Origin of the sequence: Pseudacidovorax sp. 1753 (genome assembly GCF_040544975.1) — a bacterium.
Lineage (GTDB): Bacteria > Pseudomonadota > Gammaproteobacteria > Burkholderiales > Burkholderiaceae_C > Xenophilus.
This window is the reverse complement of record NZ_JBEPKY010000002.1, coordinates 101,858-122,441: the sequence shown is the minus strand read 5'-3', so window position 1 is coordinate 122,441 and position 20,584 is coordinate 101,858. Positions and strand designations below refer to the sequence as shown.

21 protein-coding genes are annotated in these 20,584 nt (G+C 70.3%); 4 read left to right on the top strand and 17 right to left on the bottom strand.

Annotation, left to right across the window (positions count from 1 at the left end; translation table 11 throughout):
• The first annotated feature begins 42 nt into the window (after positions 1-42).
• Complete coding sequence (locus ABIC63_RS02940) at positions 43-1,545, top strand: DASS family sodium-coupled anion symporter (RefSeq protein ID WP_354318635.1); 1,503 nt, start codon at positions 43-45, stop codon at positions 1,543-1,545.
• Positions 1,546-1,555: 10 nt separating this feature from the next.
• Here the strand turns inward: ABIC63_RS02940 and ABIC63_RS02935 are convergent, their stop codons facing one another.
• The 3 genes from ABIC63_RS02935 to ABIC63_RS02925 are packed head-to-tail and all read right to left on the bottom strand — an operon-like array spanning position 1,556 to position 4,267.
• On the bottom strand, positions 1,556-2,500 hold the full coding sequence (locus ABIC63_RS02935) for a TIGR01777 family oxidoreductase (protein WP_354318634.1): 945 nt from the start codon (positions 2,498-2,500) through the stop codon (positions 1,556-1,558).
• A 55-nt stretch (positions 2,501-2,555) separates the two neighbouring features.
• A complete protein-coding gene (locus ABIC63_RS02930) occupies positions 2,556-4,097 on the bottom strand; it encodes a cryptochrome/photolyase family protein (protein WP_354318829.1) in 1,542 nt (513 codons plus the stop codon).
• Between the two features lie 2 nt (positions 4,098-4,099).
• Positions 4,100-4,267 carry a DUF2256 domain-containing protein gene (locus tag ABIC63_RS02925; protein WP_294369387.1) on the bottom strand — a complete coding sequence of 56 codons (168 nt, stop codon included), beginning with the start codon at positions 4,265-4,267 and terminating at the stop codon, positions 4,100-4,102.
• 110 nt (positions 4,268-4,377) lie between these two features.
• Between ABIC63_RS02925 and dnaE the strand changes: the two genes are divergently transcribed.
• The 3 genes from dnaE to ABIC63_RS02910 are packed head-to-tail and all read left to right on the top strand — an operon-like array spanning position 4,378 to position 10,007.
• Positions 4,378-7,890 (top strand): DNA polymerase III subunit alpha, encoded by a 3,513-nt coding sequence (gene dnaE / locus ABIC63_RS02920; RefSeq protein ID WP_354318633.1) that lies wholly within the window; start codon positions 4,378-4,380, stop codon positions 7,888-7,890.
• Between the two features lie 15 nt (positions 7,891-7,905).
• Positions 7,906-8,868: a prolyl aminopeptidase gene (gene pip, locus ABIC63_RS02915; protein WP_354318632.1), complete on the top strand. Its 963-nt coding sequence runs from the start codon at positions 7,906-7,908 to the stop codon at positions 8,866-8,868.
• Positions 8,868-10,007, top strand: coding sequence for a J domain-containing protein (locus ABIC63_RS02910; RefSeq protein WP_354318631.1), 1,140 nt, complete (start codon positions 8,868-8,870; stop codon positions 10,005-10,007). Before pip ends, ABIC63_RS02910 begins: the two co-directional genes overlap by 1 nt.
• 18 nt (positions 10,008-10,025) lie before the next feature.
• On the opposite strand, the gene tolA is transcribed toward ABIC63_RS02910, so the two are convergent.
• Genes tolA through pilV form a run of 14 tightly spaced genes read right to left on the bottom strand, consistent with a single transcriptional unit; the run spans position 10,026 to position 20,583 of the window.
• Positions 10,026-11,060 (bottom strand): cell envelope integrity protein TolA, encoded by a 1,035-nt coding sequence (gene tolA, locus ABIC63_RS02905; protein ID WP_294369375.1) that lies wholly within the window; start codon positions 11,058-11,060, stop codon positions 10,026-10,028.
• Positions 11,061-11,085: 25 nt separating this feature from the next.
• On the bottom strand, positions 11,086-11,526 hold the full coding sequence (locus ABIC63_RS02900) for an ExbD/TolR family protein (protein WP_234192219.1): 441 nt from the start codon (positions 11,524-11,526) through the stop codon (positions 11,086-11,088).
• 19 nt (positions 11,527-11,545) lie between these two features.
• The gene (gene tolQ, locus ABIC63_RS02895; RefSeq protein ID WP_294369367.1) at positions 11,546-12,247 is read right to left on the bottom strand and encodes a protein TolQ; all 702 of its coding nucleotides are present in this window, start codon (positions 12,245-12,247) and stop codon (positions 11,546-11,548) included.
• A 14-nt stretch (positions 12,248-12,261) separates the two neighbouring features.
• On the bottom strand, positions 12,262-12,690 hold the full coding sequence (gene ybgC / locus ABIC63_RS02890) for a tol-pal system-associated acyl-CoA thioesterase (protein WP_354318630.1): 429 nt from the start codon (positions 12,688-12,690) through the stop codon (positions 12,262-12,264).
• On the bottom strand, positions 12,687-13,910 hold the full coding sequence (locus ABIC63_RS02885; protein WP_354318828.1) for a pyridoxal phosphate-dependent aminotransferase: 1,224 nt from the start codon (positions 13,908-13,910) through the stop codon (positions 12,687-12,689). The genes ybgC and ABIC63_RS02885 overlap by 4 nt, the downstream gene beginning before the upstream one ends.
• A 14-nt stretch (positions 13,911-13,924) precedes the next feature.
• On the bottom strand, positions 13,925-14,506 hold the full coding sequence (nusB, locus tag ABIC63_RS02880) for a transcription antitermination factor NusB (protein ID WP_234192216.1): 582 nt from the start codon (positions 14,504-14,506) through the stop codon (positions 13,925-13,927).
• Complete coding sequence (gene ribH, locus ABIC63_RS02875) at positions 14,503-14,976, bottom strand: 6,7-dimethyl-8-ribityllumazine synthase (RefSeq protein WP_294369360.1); 474 nt, start codon at positions 14,974-14,976, stop codon at positions 14,503-14,505. The genes nusB and ribH overlap by 4 nt, the downstream gene beginning before the upstream one ends.
• Positions 14,977-15,022: 46 nt before the next feature.
• On the bottom strand, positions 15,023-16,168 hold the full coding sequence (gene ribBA, locus ABIC63_RS02870; RefSeq protein WP_354318629.1) for a bifunctional 3,4-dihydroxy-2-butanone-4-phosphate synthase/GTP cyclohydrolase II: 1,146 nt from the start codon (positions 16,166-16,168) through the stop codon (positions 15,023-15,025).
• The gene (locus ABIC63_RS02865; protein ID WP_354318628.1) at positions 16,165-16,818 is read right to left on the bottom strand and encodes a riboflavin synthase; all 654 of its coding nucleotides are present in this window, start codon (positions 16,816-16,818) and stop codon (positions 16,165-16,167) included. Before ABIC63_RS02865 ends, ribBA begins: the two co-directional genes overlap by 4 nt.
• 46 nt (positions 16,819-16,864) lie before the next feature.
• The gene (ribD, locus tag ABIC63_RS02860) at positions 16,865-18,025 is read right to left on the bottom strand and encodes a bifunctional diaminohydroxyphosphoribosylaminopyrimidine deaminase/5-amino-6-(5-phosphoribosylamino)uracil reductase RibD (RefSeq protein ID WP_354318627.1); all 1,161 of its coding nucleotides are present in this window, start codon (positions 18,023-18,025) and stop codon (positions 16,865-16,867) included.
• Positions 18,022-18,465 (bottom strand): type IV pilin protein, encoded by a 444-nt coding sequence (locus tag ABIC63_RS02855; RefSeq protein ID WP_354318626.1) that lies wholly within the window; start codon positions 18,463-18,465, stop codon positions 18,022-18,024. The genes ribD and ABIC63_RS02855 overlap by 4 nt, the downstream gene beginning before the upstream one ends.
• On the bottom strand, positions 18,462-19,106 hold the full coding sequence (locus tag ABIC63_RS02850) for a hypothetical protein (RefSeq protein WP_354318625.1): 645 nt from the start codon (positions 19,104-19,106) through the stop codon (positions 18,462-18,464). Before ABIC63_RS02850 ends, ABIC63_RS02855 begins: the two co-directional genes overlap by 4 nt.
• Positions 19,103-20,035: a PilW family protein gene (locus ABIC63_RS02845; protein WP_354318624.1), complete on the bottom strand. Its 933-nt coding sequence runs from the start codon at positions 20,033-20,035 to the stop codon at positions 19,103-19,105. The genes ABIC63_RS02850 and ABIC63_RS02845 overlap by 4 nt, the downstream gene beginning before the upstream one ends.
• Entirely contained in the window at positions 20,035-20,583 is a 549-nt protein-coding gene (pilV, locus tag ABIC63_RS02840; protein ID WP_294369339.1) for a type IV pilus modification protein PilV, read from the bottom strand. The genes ABIC63_RS02845 and pilV overlap by 1 nt, the downstream gene beginning before the upstream one ends.
• Position 20,584: the final 1 nt, after the last annotated feature.

The following is a 20,584-nucleotide window of genomic DNA, read 5'->3' as shown; positions in this document are numbered from 1 at the left end:
GCAGCGCGCCTGCACGATGGGCACGTTCCCGACGACCCGGCCATGGCCATGATTTCCAGGATGCTCGACCACTTTCGCCGCGCGGTGCCCTTCCGCATCGTGCCGGCCACCATCGCCACCGCCGTGCTGATCGGCCTTCTGCTCGTGCCCAGGCCCGACGGCCTCACGCCCAAGGCCTGGGCGTTGGTGGCTATCTTCCTGACCACCATCGTGGCGATCATCCTCAAGGTCATGCCCATCGGCGTGATGGCGATGATGGCCATCATGGTGGTGGCGCTGTCGCAGGTCACCGCCACCTCGTCCAAGGGGGCGATCACCGATGCGCTGGCCAGCTTCGGCAATCCGCTGATCTGGCTGATCGTGGTCTCGGTGATGATCTCGCGTGGGCTCAAGAAGACCGGGCTGGGCGCGCGCATCGGCTTCTGGTTCATCTCGCTGCTCGGGCGGCGCACCCTGGGCATCGGCTACGGCCTGGCGGCCTGTGAGCTGATCCTGGCGCCGTTCACGCCCAGCAACACCGCCCGGGGCGGCGGCATCGTGCACCCGATCATGAAGTCCATCGCCCATGCCTTCGGCTCCGATCCGGAGCAGAAGACGCAGGGCAAGGTCGGCACCTACCTGGCGCTGGTCAACTACCACGCCAACCCGATCAGTTCGGCCATGTTCGTCACGGCCACGGCGCCCAATCCGCTGGTGGTCGACTACGTGGCGAAGGTGACGAACCAGTCCTTCCACCTGAGCTGGGGCACCTGGGCGCTGGCCATGCTGTTGCCCGGCCTGGTGTGCATGGCGCTGATGCCCCTGGTGATCTACGTGCTGGCCCGGCCCGAGGTGACGCGCACGCCCGATGCCGTGACCTTCGCGCGCGCCGAACTGGCCCGCATGGGCCCGCTACAGGGCCGTGAGTGGGTCATGCTGGGCACCTTCGCGCTGCTGCTGGTGCTGTGGGCCGACGTGCCGGCCCTGCTGCTGGGCAAGGCCTTCAGCCTGGATGCAACGGTGGTGGCGTTGCTCGGCCTGTTCATGCTGCTGATCACCGGCACGCTGGACTGGGAGGATGTGCTGACCGAGAAGAGCGCCTGGGACACGCTGGTGTGGTTCGGCGCCCTGGTGATGCTGGCGGGCGAGCTCAACAAGGCCGGCGTGATCGGCTGGTTCTCGGCGGGCCTGCGCAGTGGCATCGAGTCCAGCGGCATGGGCTGGCTGCCCGCGGCGGCGGTGCTGGTGCTGGTCTTCCTGTTCTCGCACTACCTCTTTGCCAGCACGACGGCGCACATCAGTGCCATGCTGCTGGCCTTCCTGAGCGTGGGCGCGCACCTGGTGCCTGGCGCCTACCTCGTGCCCTTCCTGCTCATGATGGCGGCGGCCTCCTGCATCATGATGACCCTGACCCACTACGCCACCGGTACTTCGCCGATCGTCTTCGGCAGCGGCTACGTGGGCATGGGCCGCTGGTGGTTCGTGGGGCTGGTGATGGCGGTGGTGGAACTGGCGGTCTTCGCGACCGTGGGGCTTCTGTGGTGGAAGGTGCTGGGCTATTGGTGAGCGTCCGGCGTCAGCGGGCGCCGGCCAAGGCGCGCCGCGACTCGGCCGCCAAGGCGGCCAGGGCCGCCTCCAGCGAAGGATGGATAAAGGCATAGCCGGCCTGCTGTGCCACAGCAGGCACCACATTCCGGCCGGCCAGCAGCAGGTCGGACATCTCGCCCATGGCGAGGCGCACGGCCAACCCCGGAACGCGCAGGCGCACCTTCCGCCCGTAGGACGCCGCCAGCGCATGGACGAATTCGGACTGCGTGGGCGTCGGCGGCGCCACGACATTGACCGGCCCGGCCATCGTCTCTTGCGCCAGGGCGAAGCAGGCCAGGCCCACCACATCGTCCACATGCACCCAGGGCGAGGGCTGCCGGCCGTCGCCCAGCACCGCGCCCAGGCCCAGGCGTGCCGCCAGGGCCTGTGGCGGATAGGCGCCGCCGTCGGTGCCCAGCACCACGCCGAAGCGCAGACGCACCACACGCACGCCCAGCGCCTCGGCGAGCTGCGCATCGCGTTCGATGGCGGCGCACAGGTCGGACTGGAACTGCCCGGGCTGCGGCGGCGCACTTTCGTCGCAAGGCAGGTCGGCGCCTGTCTGCACCTTGCCATACCAGCCGATGGCCGACGCCACCAGCAGGGCGCGGGGCGGGCGCGCCAGCCGGTGCATCAGTGCCAGCAACTGGGAGGCTGGCGCGGCCCGGCTGCGCATCAGTTCCTCGCGCCGGGACTGGGTCCAGGGCGGGCCGATGACCCGCGCGCCGGCCAGGTGGATGCAGGCGTCGATGGGGGTGTCGGCCGCGATGTCGGACAGCTGGCCGACCACCCGCACCTGCGGCCCCAGGGTCCGGCCGGCGCGCGCGGGATCGCGGGAGAGCGCGATGACCGCATGGCCGTCCGCCAGCAGCCGGCGGACGAGATGGCGGCCCACGAAGCCGGTGGCGCCGGTGACGAGCAGGGTCTGGGACATGGGCAGACGGCGTTGTTGTGGGAGGAGAGGTGGGGTAGCGCAGTGGTCTTGTGCGTCAACCGACGATCTCGCCGCGCCGGATGGCGGCCGAGCGTTCAGCGATGCGCCGACGCTCGTCAGCGTCCAGGCGCTGCAGGTTGCGCAACTGCATGGTCATGCGCGGATTGGACGCCAGGCGCTCCTCGTGGCGCGCCAGGAAGTCCCAGTAGAGGGTGGTGAAGGGGCAGGCCTCGTCGCCCAGGCGCTCCGCCGGCTTGAAGCGGCAGCGGCCGCACAGGCTGCCGGCGCTCATGCGCTCGATGTAGCGGCCGGTGGCCACATAGGGCTTGCTGCCCATCAGGCCGCCGTCGCCGAACTGGCTCATGCCCAGCGTGTTGGGCAGTTCCACCCATTCCACCGCATCGACATAGACCGCGAGGTACCAGGCGTGGACCTGCTGCGGCTCGACGCCCAGCAGCAGGGCATAGAGCCCGGTGACCATGAGGCGCTGGATGTGGTGGGCGTAGCCGTGTTCCAGCGTCTGGCCGATGGCGTCGGCCAGGCAGGCCATGGGCGTGTCACCGGTCCAATAGAAGCCGGGCAATGGCTCCTTGGCGCCGAGCGCGTTGAGTTCCAGGTAGCGCGGCATGCGTGTCCAGTAGATGCCGCGCACGTACTCGCGCCAGCCCAGGACCTGGCGGATGAAGCCCTCGGCGCTGGCCAGCGGCACATGGCCTGCGCGGTACGCCTTCTCGACGGCCTCGACCACTTCTCGCGGATGGAGCAGCTTGAGGTTCATCGCGGCCGACAGGCGCGAATGCCAGAGCCACGGCTCGCCCGGCCACATGGCGTCCTGCCAGTGGCCGAAACCGGCCAGGCGGTGGCTGATGAAGTCGGCCAGAGCGTCCAGGGCCTGGGCTCGCGTGACCGGCCAGGCGAAGTTCGCAAGCTTTCCGGGCCGGTCGGCGAAGCGCTCGGCCACCAGGTCGAGCACGCCCTGGGTGAGCGGGTCAGGTCCGAAGGCCGGCGCCGCCGGCACCAAGCCCGGACCGGTCTTGCCGAATGAGGCGCGGTTCTCTGCGTCGTAGTTCCACTGGCCGCCGACGGGCTCGTCGCCATCCATCAGCACGTCGTGGCGGCGGCGTTGCTCGCGGTAGAAGAACTCCATGCGCAATTGCCGTCGGCCCCGTGCATGGGCGGCGAATTCGCGGACGGTGCAGAAGAAATGCCGGTCTTCGCGGATTTCCAGCGGCACGCCTTCGGCGGCAGCCACCGCCTGGAGCGCCTTGAGCACCCGGTGCTCGCCCGGTGCAGTCATCACCAGCCCTTGCGGCCGGTGCGTGCGGATGGCCAGTTCGAGTTCGGCCGCCAGGCTGCCGCGATTGCCTTTCCCGTCGAGGCGGGTGTAGTGCACCGTACGGCCGGCTTCCACCAGCGCCTGGGCGAAATGCCGCATCGCGGCCAGGAAGATGGCAATGCGCGGCTGGATCGACCAGACATGGCTGGCCTCGTCGTCCACCTCGGCCATCCAGACGGCGTCCTGCGCGACATCGAAATCGTCGAAGCCGCTGGCCTCCAGGTCGAGCTGGTCGCCCAGAACGAGCACCAGGTTGCGCAGCGTCACCGTGGCGCCTCGGCACGGCGACGCCGGCAGGCCTCGGAGCAGTAGCGCACCTCGTCCCAGTTGCGGGCCCAGGCCTTGCGCCACGTCATCGGCCGGCCGCAGACGGCGCAGGGCTTGGCGGGCAGGGCGGCCTTGTTGCCCTTGAAACCTCGGGGCTCGGTCATGGGAAGTGCAGCACGGTTCGCGGGGAGCGGGTGTTCTGGCCTTACGCAGTTCAAGGCCGGCCCGATCACTGTCGACCTTGCGGGCCGGGGGGCTTTTTACAATCGCGCGAATGTTCGTTCATCTGCGCCTGCACACCGAGTTTTCCGTCGTCGACGGCACCACCCGCATCGACGAAGTCGTCAAGGCAGCCGCCAAGGACGGCCAGCCCGCCCTGGCCATCACCGACCTCAACAACCTCTTCGGCGGCGTCAAGTTCTACAAGCAGGCCCGCGGCAAGGGCGTCAAGCCGCTCCTGGGCTGCGAAGTGGCCATGGAAGGCCTGGATGCCGACGCGCCGCCCTCGCGCGTCGTGCTGCTGGTGCAAAGCCGCGAGGGCTACCTCAACCTCTGCGAATTGCTGGCCCGCGGCTGGACCCAGAACGTGGGTCGCGGCGAAGGCCAGGCCAAGGCCAAATGGGCCTGGCTGGAGGAACTCAACGGCGGGCTGATCCTGCTCTCGGGCGCCCAGGCCGGCCCGCTGGGCGCACCCCTGGCCACCGGCAACGACGAGCGTGCGCGCGAGGTGGCGCTGCGCCTTGCCGGCATGTTCCCGCACCGCTTCTACCTGGAACTGCAGCGCGCCGGCCGTCCCGAGGACGAGCCCCATGTCGTGGCCGCCGTCAAGCTGGCGGCCCGCCTGTCGCTGCCGGTGGTGGCCACGCACCCGGTCCAGTTCCTGGAGCCGGACGAATTCGAGGCCCACGAGGCCCGCGTCTGCATCTCCGAAGGCGAGATTCTGGGCAACCAGCGCCGGGTGCGCCGCTTCACCCGCGAGCAGTATTTCAAGAGCGCTGAGCAGATGTGCGCGCTCTTCGCCGACATCCCCAGCGCCATCGCCAACACGGTGGAGATCGCCCGCCGCTGCAACCTCACCCTGGTGCTGGGCAAGCCGCGGCTGCCCGACTTTCCGACGCCGGGCGGCGTGCCGATGGAGGAGTTCTTCCGCCTGGCCTCCTTCGAGGGCCTGGAGGAGCGCCTCGTGCACCTGTACCCCGACGCGGCCAAGCGCGACAGGCAGCGCCCGCGCTATGTGGAGCGGCTGGAGTTCGAGATCGGCACCATCCTCAAGATGGGCTTCCCGGGCTACTTCCTGATCGTGGGCGACTTCATCAACTGGGCCAAGAACAACGGCTGCCCGGTGGGCCCCGGTCGGGGTTCGGGTGCGGGCTCGCTGGTGGCCTATGCGCTGAAGATCACCGACCTGGACCCGCTCGAATACAACCTGCTGTTCGAGCGCTTCCTGAACCCGGAGCGGGTGTCCATGCCCGACTTCGACATCGACTTCTGTCAGGGCAACCGCGACCGCGTCATCGAGTACGTCAAGCAGAAGTACGGCCGCAACGCGGTGAGCCAGATCGCCACCTTCGGCACCATGGCCGCCCGCGCCGCCATCCGCGACGTGGGCCGCGTGATGGACATGAGCTACAACTTCTGCGACGGCATCAGCAAGCTCATTCCCAACAAGCCGGGCAAGCCGGTCACGCTGCAGTACCCGCCCAAGGACCTGTCCGAGGCCGACAAGGAGAAGTACGCCATCGCCGCCGAGCCGCAGCTGGCCGAGCGCATCGAGAAGGAGGAAGAGGTCAAGACCGTCGTCGAAATGGCGCAGAAGCTCGAAGGCATGACGCGCAACATCGGCATGCACGCCGGCGGCGTGCTGATCGCGCCGGGCAAGCTCACCGACTTCTGTCCGCTCTACCAGCAGCCGGGCAGCGAGTCGGCGGTGAGCCAGTACGACAAGGACGACGTGGAGGCCATCGGCCTGGTCAAGTTCGACTTCCTGGGCCTGGCCACGCTCACCATCCTGGAGATCGCGCGCGAGTTCATCGTGCAGCGCCACAAGGGCCAGGAAGGTTTTGCCTACGAGAACATCCCGCTGGACGACAAGCCGACTTACCGGCTGTTCCAGGAGGGCAAGACCGAGGCCGTGTTCCAGTTCGAATCCCGCGGCATGCAGGGCATGCTGCGCGACGCGCGGCCGACGCGGCTCGAGGACCTGATCGCCCTGAACGCGTTGTACCGTCCGGGCCCGATGGACCTGATCCCCAGCTTCGTGGCCCGCAAGCATGGCCGCGAAGAGGTGGAGTACCCGCACCCGGCCGTGGCCGAGATGCTCTCCGAGACCTACGGGATCATGGTCTACCAGGAGCAGGTGATGCAGACGGCGCAGATCCTGGGCGGCTACTCGCTCGGCGGCGCCGACCTGCTGCGCCGGGCCATGGGCAAGAAGAAGGCCGAGGAAATGGCCGAGCACCGCGAGAAGTTTCGCGCCGGTGCCCTCGCCACCCACAACATCCCGCAGGAGAAGGCCGACGAGATCTTCGACCTGATGGAGAAGTTCGCGGGCTACGGCTTCAACAAGTCGCACGCGGCCGCCTATTCGCTGCTGGCGTACCACACCGGCTGGCTCAAGGTCCATTACACCGCCGAGTTCTACTGCGCCAACATGACGGTGGAAATGGACAACACCGACAAGCTGAAGGTGCTGTTCGAAGATGCGGTCAAGAACTTCGGCATCAGCTTCGAGCCGCCCGACGTCAACCGGGGCCGCTACCGCTTCGAGCCGGTCAGCGACAAGGTCATCCGCTATGGCCTGGGCGCCGTCAAGGGCACCGGCCAGTTGGCCATCGAGGCCATCGTGAAGGCGCGCGAGGAGGGCGGGCCTTTCCAGAGCCTGTTCGACTTCTGCGCCCGCGTGGACCGCCAGCGCATGAACAAGCGCACCGTCGAGGCGCTGATCAAGGCCGGCGCCTTCGACACCCTGCACGCGGACCGCGCGGCGCTGGTCGCCTCGCTCGACCGCGCCTTCGACTACGCCGCCGCGCAGGAGGCCAATGCCAACCAGGGTGGCCTGTTCGACATGATGGACGGCGGCCCCGGCTGCAGCACCGAGGCGCCGCCCCTGGCCGAGGTCACGCCCTGGGGCGTGAAGGAGCGCCTGACCCACGAGAAGACCGCCATCGGCTTCTACCTCTCGGGCCACCTGTTCGACGAGGTCTCGCGCGAGGTGCGCCAGTTCGCGCGCCGGCAGATCGACGAGCTGATCGACAGCCGCGAGCCGCAGATGATCGCCGGCATCGTGAGCGGCCTGCGTGTCATCAGCGGGCAGCGCGGCCGGCTGGCCATCTTCGCGTTGGACGACAAGAGCGCCACCATCGAGGCCGTGGCCGACGAGGCCGTGCTGGACGCCGCGCGCAACCTGCTCAAGGAAGACGAACTGGTGATCGTGAGCGGCCGGCTGCAGCCGGGCCGGGGCGGCTTCGAGCCGCGCTTCAACGTGCAGCAGGTGTGGGACCTCGCCACCGCCCGCTGCCGCTTCGGCAAGTACCTGCGCGTGGCCGTCAACGGCAAGCTGCCGGACATCGCCCGCATCGTGCGCGACCATCCGGCGCGGGTGGAGGCGACGGAGCAGGGCGAGGTGCACCGTGGCCTGCCGGTACGGCTGGCGCTCAAGCGCGCGGGTGCGCAGGTGGAGCTGCAGCTGGGCGAGTCGGCGCGCTTCTTCCCGGTCGATGCGGCGCTGGCCAGCTGGATGGCGCAGGCCGAGGCCGGGCAGGCGGCCATCGTCTACGAATCGGCCTGAACGCAATCAATCACCATGAGCACCGCATTGCGCACGCTGTATCCCGCCATCGAACCCTACGCCACCGGCATGCTGGACGCGGGTGACGGGCACCACGTCTACTGGGAGCGCTGCGGCACGCCCGGCGCCACGCCGGTGGTCTTCCTGCACGGCGGTCCGGGCGGCGGCATTTCGCCCGCTCATCGCCAACTCTTCGATCCGGCGCGCTACGACGTGCTGCTCTTCGACCAGCGCGGCTGCGGCCAGTCGACGCCCCACGCGAGCCTGGAGGCCAACACCACCTGGCACCTGGTCGCCGACATCGAGCGGCTGCGGGAGGAGATCGTGGGCGTGCCGCGCTGGCAGGTCTTCGGCGGCTCCTGGGGCTCCACACTGGCGCTGGCCTATGCCGAGACACACCCGCAGCGGGTCAGCGCGCTGGTGCTGCGCGGCGTCTACACCGTCACGAAGGCCGAACTGCAGTGGTACTACCAGTTCGGCGTCTCCGAGATGTTTCCGGACAAGTGGGAGGGCTTCCAGGCACCCATTCCAGTGGAAGAGCGGCACGACATGATCGCGGCCTATCGTCGCCGGCTCGTGGGCGACGACGAAGCCGCCAGGCTGGCCTGCGCCCAGGCCTGGACGATCTGGGAGGGCGAGACCATCACGCTGCTGCCCGACGCCGCCTTCAGCGAGCCCTTCCGCGACCCGCATTTCGCCCTGGCCTTCGCGCGCATCGAGAACCACTATTTCGTGCACGGCGCCTGGCTGGAGGAAGGCCAGCTGCTGCGCGATGCGCACCGGCTGAAGGGCATTCCCGGTGCCATCGTCCATGGCCGCTACGACATGCCCTGCCCGATGCGCTACGCCTGGTCGCTGCACCAGGCCTGGCCCGACGCGAACTTCCATCGGATCGAAGGCGCGGGGCATGCCTATTCCGAGCCCGGCATCCTCGACGCGCTGATCCGCGAGACCGACCGCCTGGCGGACCGGCGTTGATGACGGGCGGAGACGTCGCACGTCGGCAGGACCTGGCGAAACCCGAGGCCGCGTCGGACGCCTCGCCGCGTGCGGCCTTCGCGCAGCTGCTGGCCGACATCGAGGCCGCCCGCGCGCGGCTGGCGGAGTGGCAGGCGCTGTCGGAGCGCTTGGGCGTGCAGTACGCGCGCGACGTGGCGCCATTGCACGAGGCCTACGACGCGCTAAGGGCGGAATTGGTCGAGCGGCTCGATGCGCTGGCCTCCGGCGGCGAGCGCCTGTCGCATCCCGAGCGCATGCGGCTGCATGGACTGATCGCGCAACTGGCGGGTGAACTCGAAGAGACCGAGGACGCGACGCGGCGCGCGGCGATGCAGCGCTTGCGGGCCTACTACGCGCCCGAGGCATCCGAAGGCTGGTCAGATGATGTGGAGCCCGACCGTCGCGCGCGCCCATCCGACGACGAGGTTGGCGCAACGGCAGACGCCGGCACCCCGCCCGACGACGACCCCGTCACGCTCGCCGACCGCGCCGAAGCCCACGCCCGTGCCGCCGCCGAGCTGGCCGAGGCCGCCCGCGCCGCGCACCGGGCCCACCGCACGCGCCAGGCCAAGGAGCGTGTGGCCCTGGCTGAAGCGCGCGACACGGCCGTACCGCTGCGCGAGGTCTACCGCCGCCTGGCCAGCCAGCTGCATCCCGATCGCGAGCCCAACCCGGCCGAGCGCGAGCGCAAGACGGGGCTCATGCAGCGCGCCAACCGCGCCTACGAGGCCGGCCAACTGCTCGAACTGCTGGAGATCCAGCAGGCGCTGGCGAGTGCGGAATCCAGCCGCCTGGCCCAGATGAACGATGAGGCCGTCGCGCGCTACAACCGCCTGCTCGAAAGCCAACTGACCGATCTGCAAACGCAATGGCGGGCCGAGCAGGTGCGGCTGGCGGCAGCGTTCGGGCTACCGCCGCATCCCACGCTCACCGCCGCTCGTTTCGAGGCGGACCTGCGCGCGCGCAAGCAGTCGCTCGTCGCGGCGCAGAAGGGGTTGCGGCAGCTGCTGCAAGCCCTGGAAGCGCCCGGCGCGCTACGCGAATGGCTGCGGCAGGAAAGGGTGTGGGAGCGGGAGGAAGCGGCGACGACCAAGTCGTCGCGCCGCGCTCGCCGCTGAACGGGCGAGCGCGCGAACTCAGAAGTCCTTGGGGCGCATCACGATGATCGGGAACGGGGAGGGCACCCGGCCATCCGTGTCGCGCGGCATGACCTCTGCGCGCTGGACGGCGCGCACCGCGGCATCGTCCCAGGACGGGTTGCCGCTGGACTTGGTGACGCGCGGCGTGCCGACGATGGTGCCGTCCGGCGAAGTCTGGATCTGGATTTCGACCGCCGGGTTGCCGGCCACCGAGTTGGGGTCGAAGACCACGTTGCGCTTGATCAGCGCGGCCACGCGGCCCAGGTAGCCGGCGGACACACCGCCGCTGCCATTGCCCTTGCCCGAACGCGGCCCGCTGGACTGATCGGCACCGCCGTTGGCCTGGCCCAGCATGCGCCGGATGTTGTCCTGCCGCTCCTTCTCCAGGGCGGCAGCGCGTGCGGCGGCTGCGTCCTTCGCGCGCTTGTCGGCCGCAGCTTTCTCGGCCGCGGCAGCCTTCTGTGCAGCGGCCTTGTCGGCGGCTGCCTTCTCGGCCTGCTCCTGCTTCTTCTGATCGGCCAGGCGCTGCTGTTCCTTCTGGCGGCGGTCTTCTTCCTGCTCGCGCTTGCGGGCTTCCTGTTCCTTGCGGTCCTGCTCGGCCTTGCGCTGCGCGTCCTGCTGGCGTTTCTTCTCGGCTTGGCGCTCTTCCTCCTCGCGCTGCGCCTGCAATTCGCGCTGCTTGCGCTCACGCTCCAGGGCGATGTCTGGCGCCTTGGGCGGTGGTGGCGTGGGCGCGACCGCCGGGGCCGGCGGCGGGGGGGGAGGGGGCGGCGGCGGTGGTGCGGGTGTGGGTGCCGGAGCCGGGGGCGGCGGTGGCGGTGGCGTGGGCGTCACGTTCTGCCGTGCCTGCTGCACGGTAGACGACCAGATCTCGGCCTCGACCGGCTCGTCGTCGCCTTCGCGCTTCCAGCGTACGCCCCAGGTAAGGGCTGCGATCAGCAGCGCGTGGGCGAGCAGGGCCAGCACCACGGCGCGCACCGTGCCGCGCTGCGGGGGGGGATTGAACTCTGAGCGTTCGGAAGCCAGGGACATCGGGGCGGGGTCCTCGCGGGGCCGCTCAGCGGCCGCTGCCGGTGGCCTGCACCGACAGGCCCACGCGTTCGATGCCGGCCCGCTTGAGCTGGTTCATGGCCTTCACCACCGTCTCGTACTTGACCGACTTGTCGGCGCTGATGACCACGGGGCGCTGGTCGTCGCCGTTCTGGGCGGCCTTCACGGCCTGGCCGATCTGGTTCATGGGCACCTGCAGGCCGGAGGAGCCGGAGCTCGGGTCCTTCTTGAACTCGATCACGTCGTCGCTCTTGATCGTGACTTCCAGGGGCTTGTCGGGCTGGCGGTTGGCCTTGTCGACCGTGGGCAGGTTGATGACGCTCGGCGTGATCAGCGGCGCCGTGACCATGAAGATGATCAGCAGCACCAGCATCACGTCGATGAACGGGACCATGTTGATCTCGTTGATCGTGCGGCGACCTCGGCCGCGGGAGGCGACGGCGGGCATGCTTGGCTCTCCGTGCGGTTCAGTGACCGGCCGCGGTGGCGGCGGGCGCGGTGGACAGGTTGCGCTGCAGGATGTTGGAGAACTCTTCGGTGAAGGTCTCCAGCGCGATCGCGACCTTGTCGATGTCGCGGGCGAAGCGGTTGTAGCCGACCACCGCCGGGATGGCGGCGAACAGGCCGATGGCCGTCGCCACCAGCGCCTCGGCGATGCCGGGGGCCACGGTGGACAGCGTCACCTGCGTCATGGTCGACAGGCCGGTGAAGGCATGCATGATGCCCCACACGGTGCCGAACAGGCCCACGTAGGGGCTGACCGAGCCGACGGTGGCCAGGAAGGACAGGTTGGATTCGGCCGCGTCCATTTCGCGCTGGAAGCTGGCGCGCATGGCGCGGCGGGTGCCGTCCAGCAGCGTGCTGGCATCGCCGATCCGGCGCTCGCGCAGCTTCTGGTACTCGCGCATGCCGGAGGCGAAGATGCGCTCCATGGGGCCGGCCAGCTTGGCGTTCTGCGCGGCAGCGGCGTAGAGCTCGTTCAGGCTGGAGCCCGACCAGAACTCGCGCTCGAACTCGTCGTTGAGCGCACGCATGCGTCGCAGGGCGAAGAACTTGCGGATGATGGCGGCCCAGCTGGCCACCGACACGCAGGCCAGCAGCGCCATCACGAACTGCACGACGATGCTCGCCTGCAGGATGAGGGAAACGATGGACATATCCTGGTTCATGTTCTTCGGTGTGGTTATGCGTTGGATGGAGCGCGATGGCGTTCGAGGGTTCCCAGCAACGTGGCCGGCATGCGCAGCGGGCGCAGCGTCGCCGCCTCGACCCAGCCGATGCGGATGGTGCCTTCGGCCAGCCTGTACGCGGGGTCGGCGGCCAGTACCACCTGCTGTGAGAGCGTGATGGACGCCTGGCCCATGTGCTTGAGTTCGGCCGAGACGCACAGCAGGTCGTCGAGTCGCGCCGGGCGCTGATAGCGCACCTGGGTGTCGGTGACGACGAACATGCCGCCCGTCTCGTCGCGCAGCAGCTGCTGCTGAACGCCCATGGCGCGCAGCCACTCGGTGCGGGCGCGCTCCATGAACTTGAGATAGTTGGCGTAGAAGACGATGCCGCCTGCGTCGGTGTCTTCCCAGTAGACGCGGATGTCGTGGGTGAAGCGGTTCATCGGACGAGTGCGCGCAGGCGGGTGACCGCCTCTTCGAGCTGGGGCAGGGCGTTGGCGGTGGAAAAGCGGATGAAGCGGCCCGTCTGGTCGGTGCCGAAGTCACGGCCTGGTGCCACGGTGACATGGGCGCGCTTCATCAGCTCGAAGGTGAAGTCCCAGCTTGTCTCGGGGCCGGAAATGCCAAGATGGCGCGCGAATTCGCTGCAGTCGGCCCACGCATAGAAGGCGCCGTCGGGCACCACCGGCACAGGCAGGCCCAGCGATTCGAGCTGTGGGATGAACCAGTCGCGGCGGGCCTTGAACTCGGCGCGGCGGCGTTCGTACTCGGCGATGCTCTCGGGCTCGAAGCAGGCCAGCGCCGCCTGCTGGGCGATGGCGCTGGCGCAGATGAACAGGTTCTGCGCCAGCCGCTCGACCACCGGCACCAGCGCCTCGGGTACCACCAGCCAGCCCAGGCGCCAGCCGGTCATGCTGAAGTACTTGCTGAAGCTGTTGATGCTGATGACGTTGTCGTCGATGGCGAGTGCGCTGTGGCCGAAGCGGGCATCGGCCTCGGCGGCGTCGCCCAGGGCGGCGCCGTAGCTCAGGCCCAGGTAGATCTCGTCCACCAGCGTGATGCCGTTGTGGGCCTTGACCACTTCGTGGATGCGGCGCAGTTCGTCCAGCGGGATGGACGTGCCGGTCGGGTTGGAGGGCGAGGCCAGCAGCACGCCGCGCGTGCGTTCGTTCCACGCGCCCTTCACCTGCTCGGCCGTGAGCTGGAAGCGGCCTTCCGCCGTGGTCGGCAGCAGCACCGCGCGCCCCTCGGCGGCGCTCACGAAATGCCGGTTGCAGGGGTAGCTCGGGTCCGGCATGAGGATCTCGTCGCCGGCCTCGATCAGCGCCAGGCAGGCCAGCTGCAGCGCGGCCGAGGCACCGGCCGTGACCACGATACGTCGTGCCGGCACGTCGAGGCCGAAGCGCTGGGCATACCAGCCGCTGATGCGCTCGCGCAGCGCGTCGATGCCCACCGCGGGTGTGTACTGCGTGCGGCCGGCCGAGACGGCGCGGGCGGCGGCTTCCTGCACCAGTGGCGGTGCGGTGAAGTCGGGCTCGCCGATGTTCAGGTAGAGCATCGGCTGGCTGCCGGCGGCGGCCTCGCGCGCCAGTGCGCTGGCGGCCTTGGCCACTTCCATGACGAAGAAGGGCTCGATGCGCTCGGCCCGGCGGGCAATGCGCAGGGGCGTGGCGATGCTCATCGCGCCTTGCCGGAGGCGCGGTCGGCTTCGACCTCGGGCGCGCGCAACTGCGGCGCCAGGCCACCCAGCACGCCGTTGACGTACTTGTGGCCGTCGGTGCCACCGAACTCCTTGGCGAGCTCGATGCATTCGTTGATGACCACGCGCCAGGGCACGTCGGCGCAATGGCGGAATTCGTAGGCGCCGATCCACATCACGGCATGCTCGATCGGCGAGATCTCTTCGAGCTTGCGGTCCAGCAGCGGCACGATCAGCGCGTCCAGCTCGGCGGCCTCATTCACGCAACCGTGCAGCAGGGCGTCGTAATGGGCCGAATCGGCCTTGTGGAAGCCCGAGAGGTCGCGGGTGAAGGCGTCGATGGCCGATGCGTCGTTGCGGCCCACCAGATGCTGGTAGAGCGCCTGCACGGCGAATTCGCGCGCCCGCGTGCGGGCCGACTTGGCCGAAGCCTTGCGCACGCCGTTGGATTTGGTGCCGGGCTTGGCGCCGGCCGCTGGAGCCACCGGGCGGACCTCGCCTTCGGCCGGCAGTTCGGTGCCGGTCAGCGGGGCGTCCTCGGGCGGTTGGGTGCTGCTCATGCCTGGCCTCCGATGCGCTGCACCAGCCGGGCCATCTCCACGGCGACAGTGGCCGCATCGCGGCCCTTGTCGGTCTGGCGGGCGATGGCCTGCGGCAGGTCCTCGGTGGTGAGGATCGCGTTGGCGATGGGCAGGCGGTGGTCCAGCCCCACGCGCGTGACGCCGGCGCCGGATTCATTGGCCACCAGCTCGAAGTGGTAGGTCTCGCCGCGGATGATGCAGCCCAGCGCCACCAGCGCATCGAAACCGCCGCGGTGCGCCATGGCCTGCAGGGCCAGCGGCACTTCCAGCGCGCCGGGCACGAGCACATGTTCGATGTCGGCCGGCTGCACGTTCAGCCGGGCCAGCTCGGCCAGGCAGGCCTCGGCCAGCGCATTGGTGATGTCTTCGTTGAAGCGGGCCTGGACGATGCCGATGCGAAGGCCGCGTCCGTCGAGCGGGCCGACCGCTCCCTTGTTGGCGTTGAGCATGAGGATTCTTTTTTATGGGGTTGGAGCGGCCGGTGCCGCTCCGGGGTCATTTGGTCACGTAGCCGGCAATCTCGACGCCGTAGCCCGCCACCAGGCTGGGCATGCGGCGGGGCTTGCCCATCAGGAGCATCTTCTGGATGCCGCATTCGCGCAGGATCTGCACGCCCACGCCGTAGCTGCGCAGGTCCATGCGGCCGCGCTCGGGGGCCTGGGCGGGGCGCGCCGTGCCTTCGAACTGGGCCAGCAGGTCGGCCGCGCTTTCGCCGCAGTTCAGCAGCACCGCCACACCCTTGCCGGCACCGGCGATGTGGGCGAGCGCCGCATCGAGGCTCCAGGTGTGCATGGGGCGGTGCAGCTCGATCAGGTCGAGCACCGACAGCGGCTCGTGCACGCGCACCGGCACGGCCTCGTCCGCCTGCCATTCGCCACGCACCAGGGCCAGGTGGAAGCCGCCGCTGGGCTGGTCGCGGAAGGCATGCAGCTGGAAGGGGCCGTGGGCCGTCTGCACCTCGCGGCTGCCGACGCGCTGCACCAGCGACTCGTGGCGGCTGCGGTATTCGATCAGCGCGGCGATGGTGCCGATCTTCAGCCCATGCTCGGCGGCGAAGCGCTGCAGGTCGGGCAGGCGGGCCATGGTGCCGTCGTCGTTCATCACCTCGCAGATGACGGACGCGGGCGAGCAGCCGGCCATGCGGGCGAGGTCGGAGCCGGCTTCGGTGTGGCCGGCGCGCATCAGCACGCCGCCGTCGACGGCCTGCAGCGGGAAGATGTGGCCGGGCTGCACCAGGTCGCTCGCGCGGGCGTCCGGCGCCACGGCGGCCTGCACGGTGCGCGCGCGGTCGGCGGCGGAGATGCCGGTGGTCACGCCCTCGGCCGCCTCGATCGAGACGGTGAAGGCCGTGGAATGCTTGGCGCCGTTGCGCGCCACCATGGGCGGCAGGTTCAGGCGCTCGCACATCTCGCGCGACAGCGTCAGGCAGATCAGGCCGCGCGCATGGCGGGCCATGAAGTTGATGCTCTCGGGCGTGATGTGGTCGGCGGCGATGACGATGTCGCCTTCGTTCTCGCGGTCTTCCTCGTCCACGAGGATGACCATGCGGCCGGCGCGGATCTCCTCGACGATCTCCTCGACCGGCGAGATGGGGGCGGGCGTGACGGCCGCGGTGGGCAGGGAACTGATGGAAGCGCTCATGGTGCGAGGGAGGAGGTGCCGGAGACCGCGGTGCCGGCCTGCAGCATGCGCTCCACGTAACGGGCCACGGTGTCGATCTCCAGGTTGACCTGGCTGCCGGCGTTGAGCAGGCCCAGCGTGGTGTGCTCGACGGTGTGGGGGATGAGGTTGATGCCGATCTCGCAGCCCTCGGCATGGTCCTCGACGGTGTTGACCGTCAGGCTCACGCCGTTGACCGTGACCGAGCCCTTGTAGGCCATGAAGCGGCCGAGCGCGGCGGGGGCCAGGATGCGCAGGTTCCAGCTCTCGCCCTGCGACTCGAAGCGGCTGACGCGGCCGATGCCGTCCACGTGGCCCGAGACGATGTGGCCGCCGAGCCGGTCCTGCGGACGCAGGGCCTTCTCGAGGTTGAGGGTGGTGCCCGACTGGCCGAGGCCAGCGGTCTTGGCCAGCGATTCGGCGGAGATGTCGATGGTGAAGCGCGAGGCGGCCGGGTCGAGCGAGGTGACCGTCATGCAGGCGCCGTTGAGGGCGATGCTGTCGCCGAGGCCGACGTCGTCCAGATAGCCGGCAGGCGCCTCGATGTCCAGCCGCTTGCCGTGAAGAGAGGAGCTTCCGAGGTCATGGACGGCGGCGATGCGCCCCATGCCGGTGATGATGCCGGTGAACATAGCTCGCCATTTTCGCAGACTGGCGAGGCGCGGACCGCGCGCTGGGTCAAAACGCGTCGCGGCCGGCCGGACGGGCGACGATGCGCAGGTCCTCGCCGATGCGCTGCACGTCGTGGAACACCCACGCCGGCGCGTCCGCCAGCGAGGCCAGCGGGCTGGTGGGCGTGGGCCGGTGGAACATGTCCAGCCCCTCGCCGATGAGCTTGGGCGCGAGGTAGACCAGCAGCTCGTCGACCAGCCCGGCCCGCAACAGCGAGCCGGCGAGCTTGTGGCCGGCTTCCACATGCAGCTCGTTGATCTCGCGCCGGGCCAGGTCGGCCAGCATCGCGGCGAGGTCGACCTTGCCCTGGGTGTCGGCCATGCGCGTCAGGTGGGCGCCGCGGGCCTGCAGCGCGTCGGCTCGCGCGTCCTCCGGCGCTGCCGCGTAGAACCAGACCGGCCGCTCGGCCGCGAACAGCCGGGCGTCCAGCGGGGTCTGCAGGCGGCTGTCCACCACCACCAGCGTGGGTTGGCGGGCGATGGTCAGGCCGCGCACGTCCAGCCGGGGGTCGTCGTCCAGCACGGTACCGGCGCCGGTGAGCAGGGCGGCGGCGCGGGCCCGCCACCGGTGGCCGTCGGCGCGGGCGGCCTCGCCGGTGATCCATTGGCTGGTGCCGTCGGGCAGGGCGGTCTTGCCGTCCAGCGAGGCGGCGGTCTTGAGGCGGACCCAGGGCTTGGCGCGCACCATGCGGCTGAAAAAGCCGATGTTGAGGGCGCGGGCGCCCTGGGCCGGCTCGCTGGCGGCGTCGAGCAGGCGGGCGTCGATGCCCGCCGCGCGCAGGCGCGCCATGCCGCGGCCGGCGACCTGGGGGTTCGGGTCCTGTAGCGCCGCCACGACTCGGCCCACGCCGGCCGCCACCAGCGCATCGCAGCAGGGCGGCGTGCGGCCGTGGTGGCTGCAGGGCTCGAGCGTCACATAGGCGGTGGCGCCCTTGACGGCATGGCCGCGCGCCTGGGCATCGCGCAGCGCCATCACTTCGGCATGAGGCCCGCCGGCCTGCTGGGTGTGGCCCTGTCCCAGCACCGTGCCGTCCTCGGCCACGATCACACAGCCGACGCGGGGGTTGGGATCGGACAGGCCGACCGCGCCCGAGGCCAGGTCCAGCGCCCGGGCCATCCAGGTGAGGTCGTGGTCGGGCAGGGGTGGCAGGACGGGGAGGTCGCTCATGAGGCTTTGAAGCAGTCGCTCGGCAGGGTGTCCGCGGCATTGTTGCTGATCGTGCGACGGCCGGTCTGGTCGACGGACAGCGTGCCGCAGCGGTCGCCCTGCATGGCGCCCGTGGGCGTGGCGGCCAGTGTGAAGCGCTGCGGCTGGCTGGCGTCGAGCGTCAGCGTCAGGCGATAGACGGCAGCGCCGGTGGCGGGCACGCGGGTCAGGGCGTCCGGCATGGCCGCGCCCGCAAAGCTCAGGCGGGCGGCGTGGTAGCGATGCAGATGATGCTCGGCCTCCATGAGGGCCAACTGGGCCGCCGCGCGATGAGTGCGTCGCACGTGCTCCTGGTAGGCCGGCAGCGCGATGGCGGCGAGCAGCGTGGCGATGGCCAGGGCCGCCAGCAGCTCGATCAGCGAGAAGCCGGTGGGTGGCCGGCGCGGGGCAGAACGTTTCATCCGGGGTTGGCGGCGGGAGGGGTGATCAACGTGCGCCAGCGGCGCGTCCAGCCTGGGGGCGCGCAGGTCGGGGTGGACGGCGCGCCCGCGCCCTGGCAAGGGTCGGCGGCCTTGCGAAGCACCGCCTGCTGCCAGGCCTCGGCACCGTCGAGCAGCATGCCGGTCTGCGCCGAGACCTGCGCATCGGCCGAGAGACCCCGTGCCGTGACCACGAAGCGCAGGCCCTGCGCGCCGTCCGCGAGCCGCTGGAACAGGCATTGCCCCGCCCCCAGGCTGCGGCCGTCGGGTCCAGCGACGGCGGCGGTGCGCAGGCCGGAGGCGCCCGGGCGCCAGGCAGACAGCCGGTTCCAGGTCTGCTCGGCCTGGGCGGCGGTCACGGCGACGGTTCGCGGATCGGCTGCATCGGGGGCGAGGGTTGCCATGACCAGCGCTTCGCATTGGCGCAGGGCGAGGCTGGCGGCCTCCTGAGCCTGCGCACTGGTCTGCTGGGCCTGCAACTGCCGGGCGGCGGTGATGGCGCCCCGCACCGCCAGGGCGGTGGCCGCTGTCAGCGCAGGCAGGAGCAGCATCAGGACCACGAGGGCCTGCCCTCGCTCGGCCAGATGCCGCGCGCGGGGTGCCTGGCGACTGCGGCGCTTCATGAGGAGGTTCCCGCGTCCAGTGCAGGCCGCAGGGCACGGAAGAAGACCGTGGTGCGAAAGCTGCGCCGCAGCCGTCCGTCCAGGGCCTGCTGCGGCTCGCCGTCGCAATCGAGGTAGGACTCCGGCGTCTGCTGGGCGCCTGCCACCGGCGAGGCGCTGCGCACGACGATGCACAGGCTCATGCCGATCACGCGCCGCCAGCGCTCGGCGGTGGCGCCCAGCGCGGCATCGTCGGCCCGCACATAGGCTGTGACCTGCGCCGACTGCGGTTCGCTGCCGTCGGGAAGGCGGGTCACGGCGTAGAGCACGCGCATGTCCTCGACCTGGCTGGCGAGGGCCTGCTTGCTGCCCATCACGCCCGCGTCGCGCATGCCGCGACAGTACAGCGTGGGCACGCCGTCATCGTCCGGCTCGATGAAGTAGCGCTGGTCGGCCAGCGCGTAGCGCAAGGCGCCGTCCGAGCTGGACGTGGCCCAGGCGGCGATGCCCTCCAGCACGCAGTTGGACGGCTGGTCGGTGCCCACCGGCACCGTGACATGGACGTCTGCCTGATGCCGGATCGCGAAGGCGTGCGGCCGCGCATCGCCGGTGGGCGCCTTGCAGGCCAGTGCGTCGAAGGCGGCGCCCGTATCGGAAAAGGCGCCTGCGCAGCCTCGCACGGCGAGGCCCTGGAAATGCGGCGTGCCCTGGTCGTCGAGCTCCGACAAGCCGGCGAGCCGCATCTGCTGGGCCAGCAGTTGCAGGGTCATCGCGCCGTCGCTGTGGAGTTGCACCTGCGCCGCGACGCGGCGTACCGGCTGGCCGGTGATCACGTAGACCTGGACCGCCAGAAGCACGAGGGCAAGGCCGATGGCGGAGGACAGCAGCAACTCGACGAGGCTGGTGCCGGCCTGCCGGCGCCGCGCGTGTCGACGGTGTTCCGATGGCATCAGAGGGCGAAGCGCTGGAAGAGGCAGGCCTGTTCGGGGGCAGGCTTGCCCAGTTCGGCCGGGCAGTCGGCCTGGTTGGCGGCACCCAGCCCGTCCTCGGCTGCCGCGCCGGCGGTCCACCAGACCAGCCAGACCTGCAGCACCTGGGCGCCGTTGTCCTGGGTGGTCTTCACCTGCGCACGAGCCTGGGGCAGTTGGGCGGCCGCCGTCGTGAGGAGGTTGCGCTGGTCCAGCGCTGCGACCCGCCGCGCGGCCTCCGCGGCGTCGGCCAGGTCGGCTGCGGGTGCGGCGGCTGCAGGCGGTGGCTGATCGAGGCCGAGCGCATAGCGCCCCTCCTGCAGGCCCCTGGGATTCATGCGGGCGCGTTCGGCATGGTCCTGCGCGAGGAGGAGGGCGGCCGCCCGTTGCTGGGTGGCCTGCAGTTGCTGGTAGGTGCGTGCGGCCAGCCGCGCCCCACCCAGGGCGGCACCGGCCAGGAGCATCAGCGCGACGAGCACTTCGAGCAGCGAAAAGCCCAGGGCGCGGCGGCGAGGCGCGATGGCGGCCACC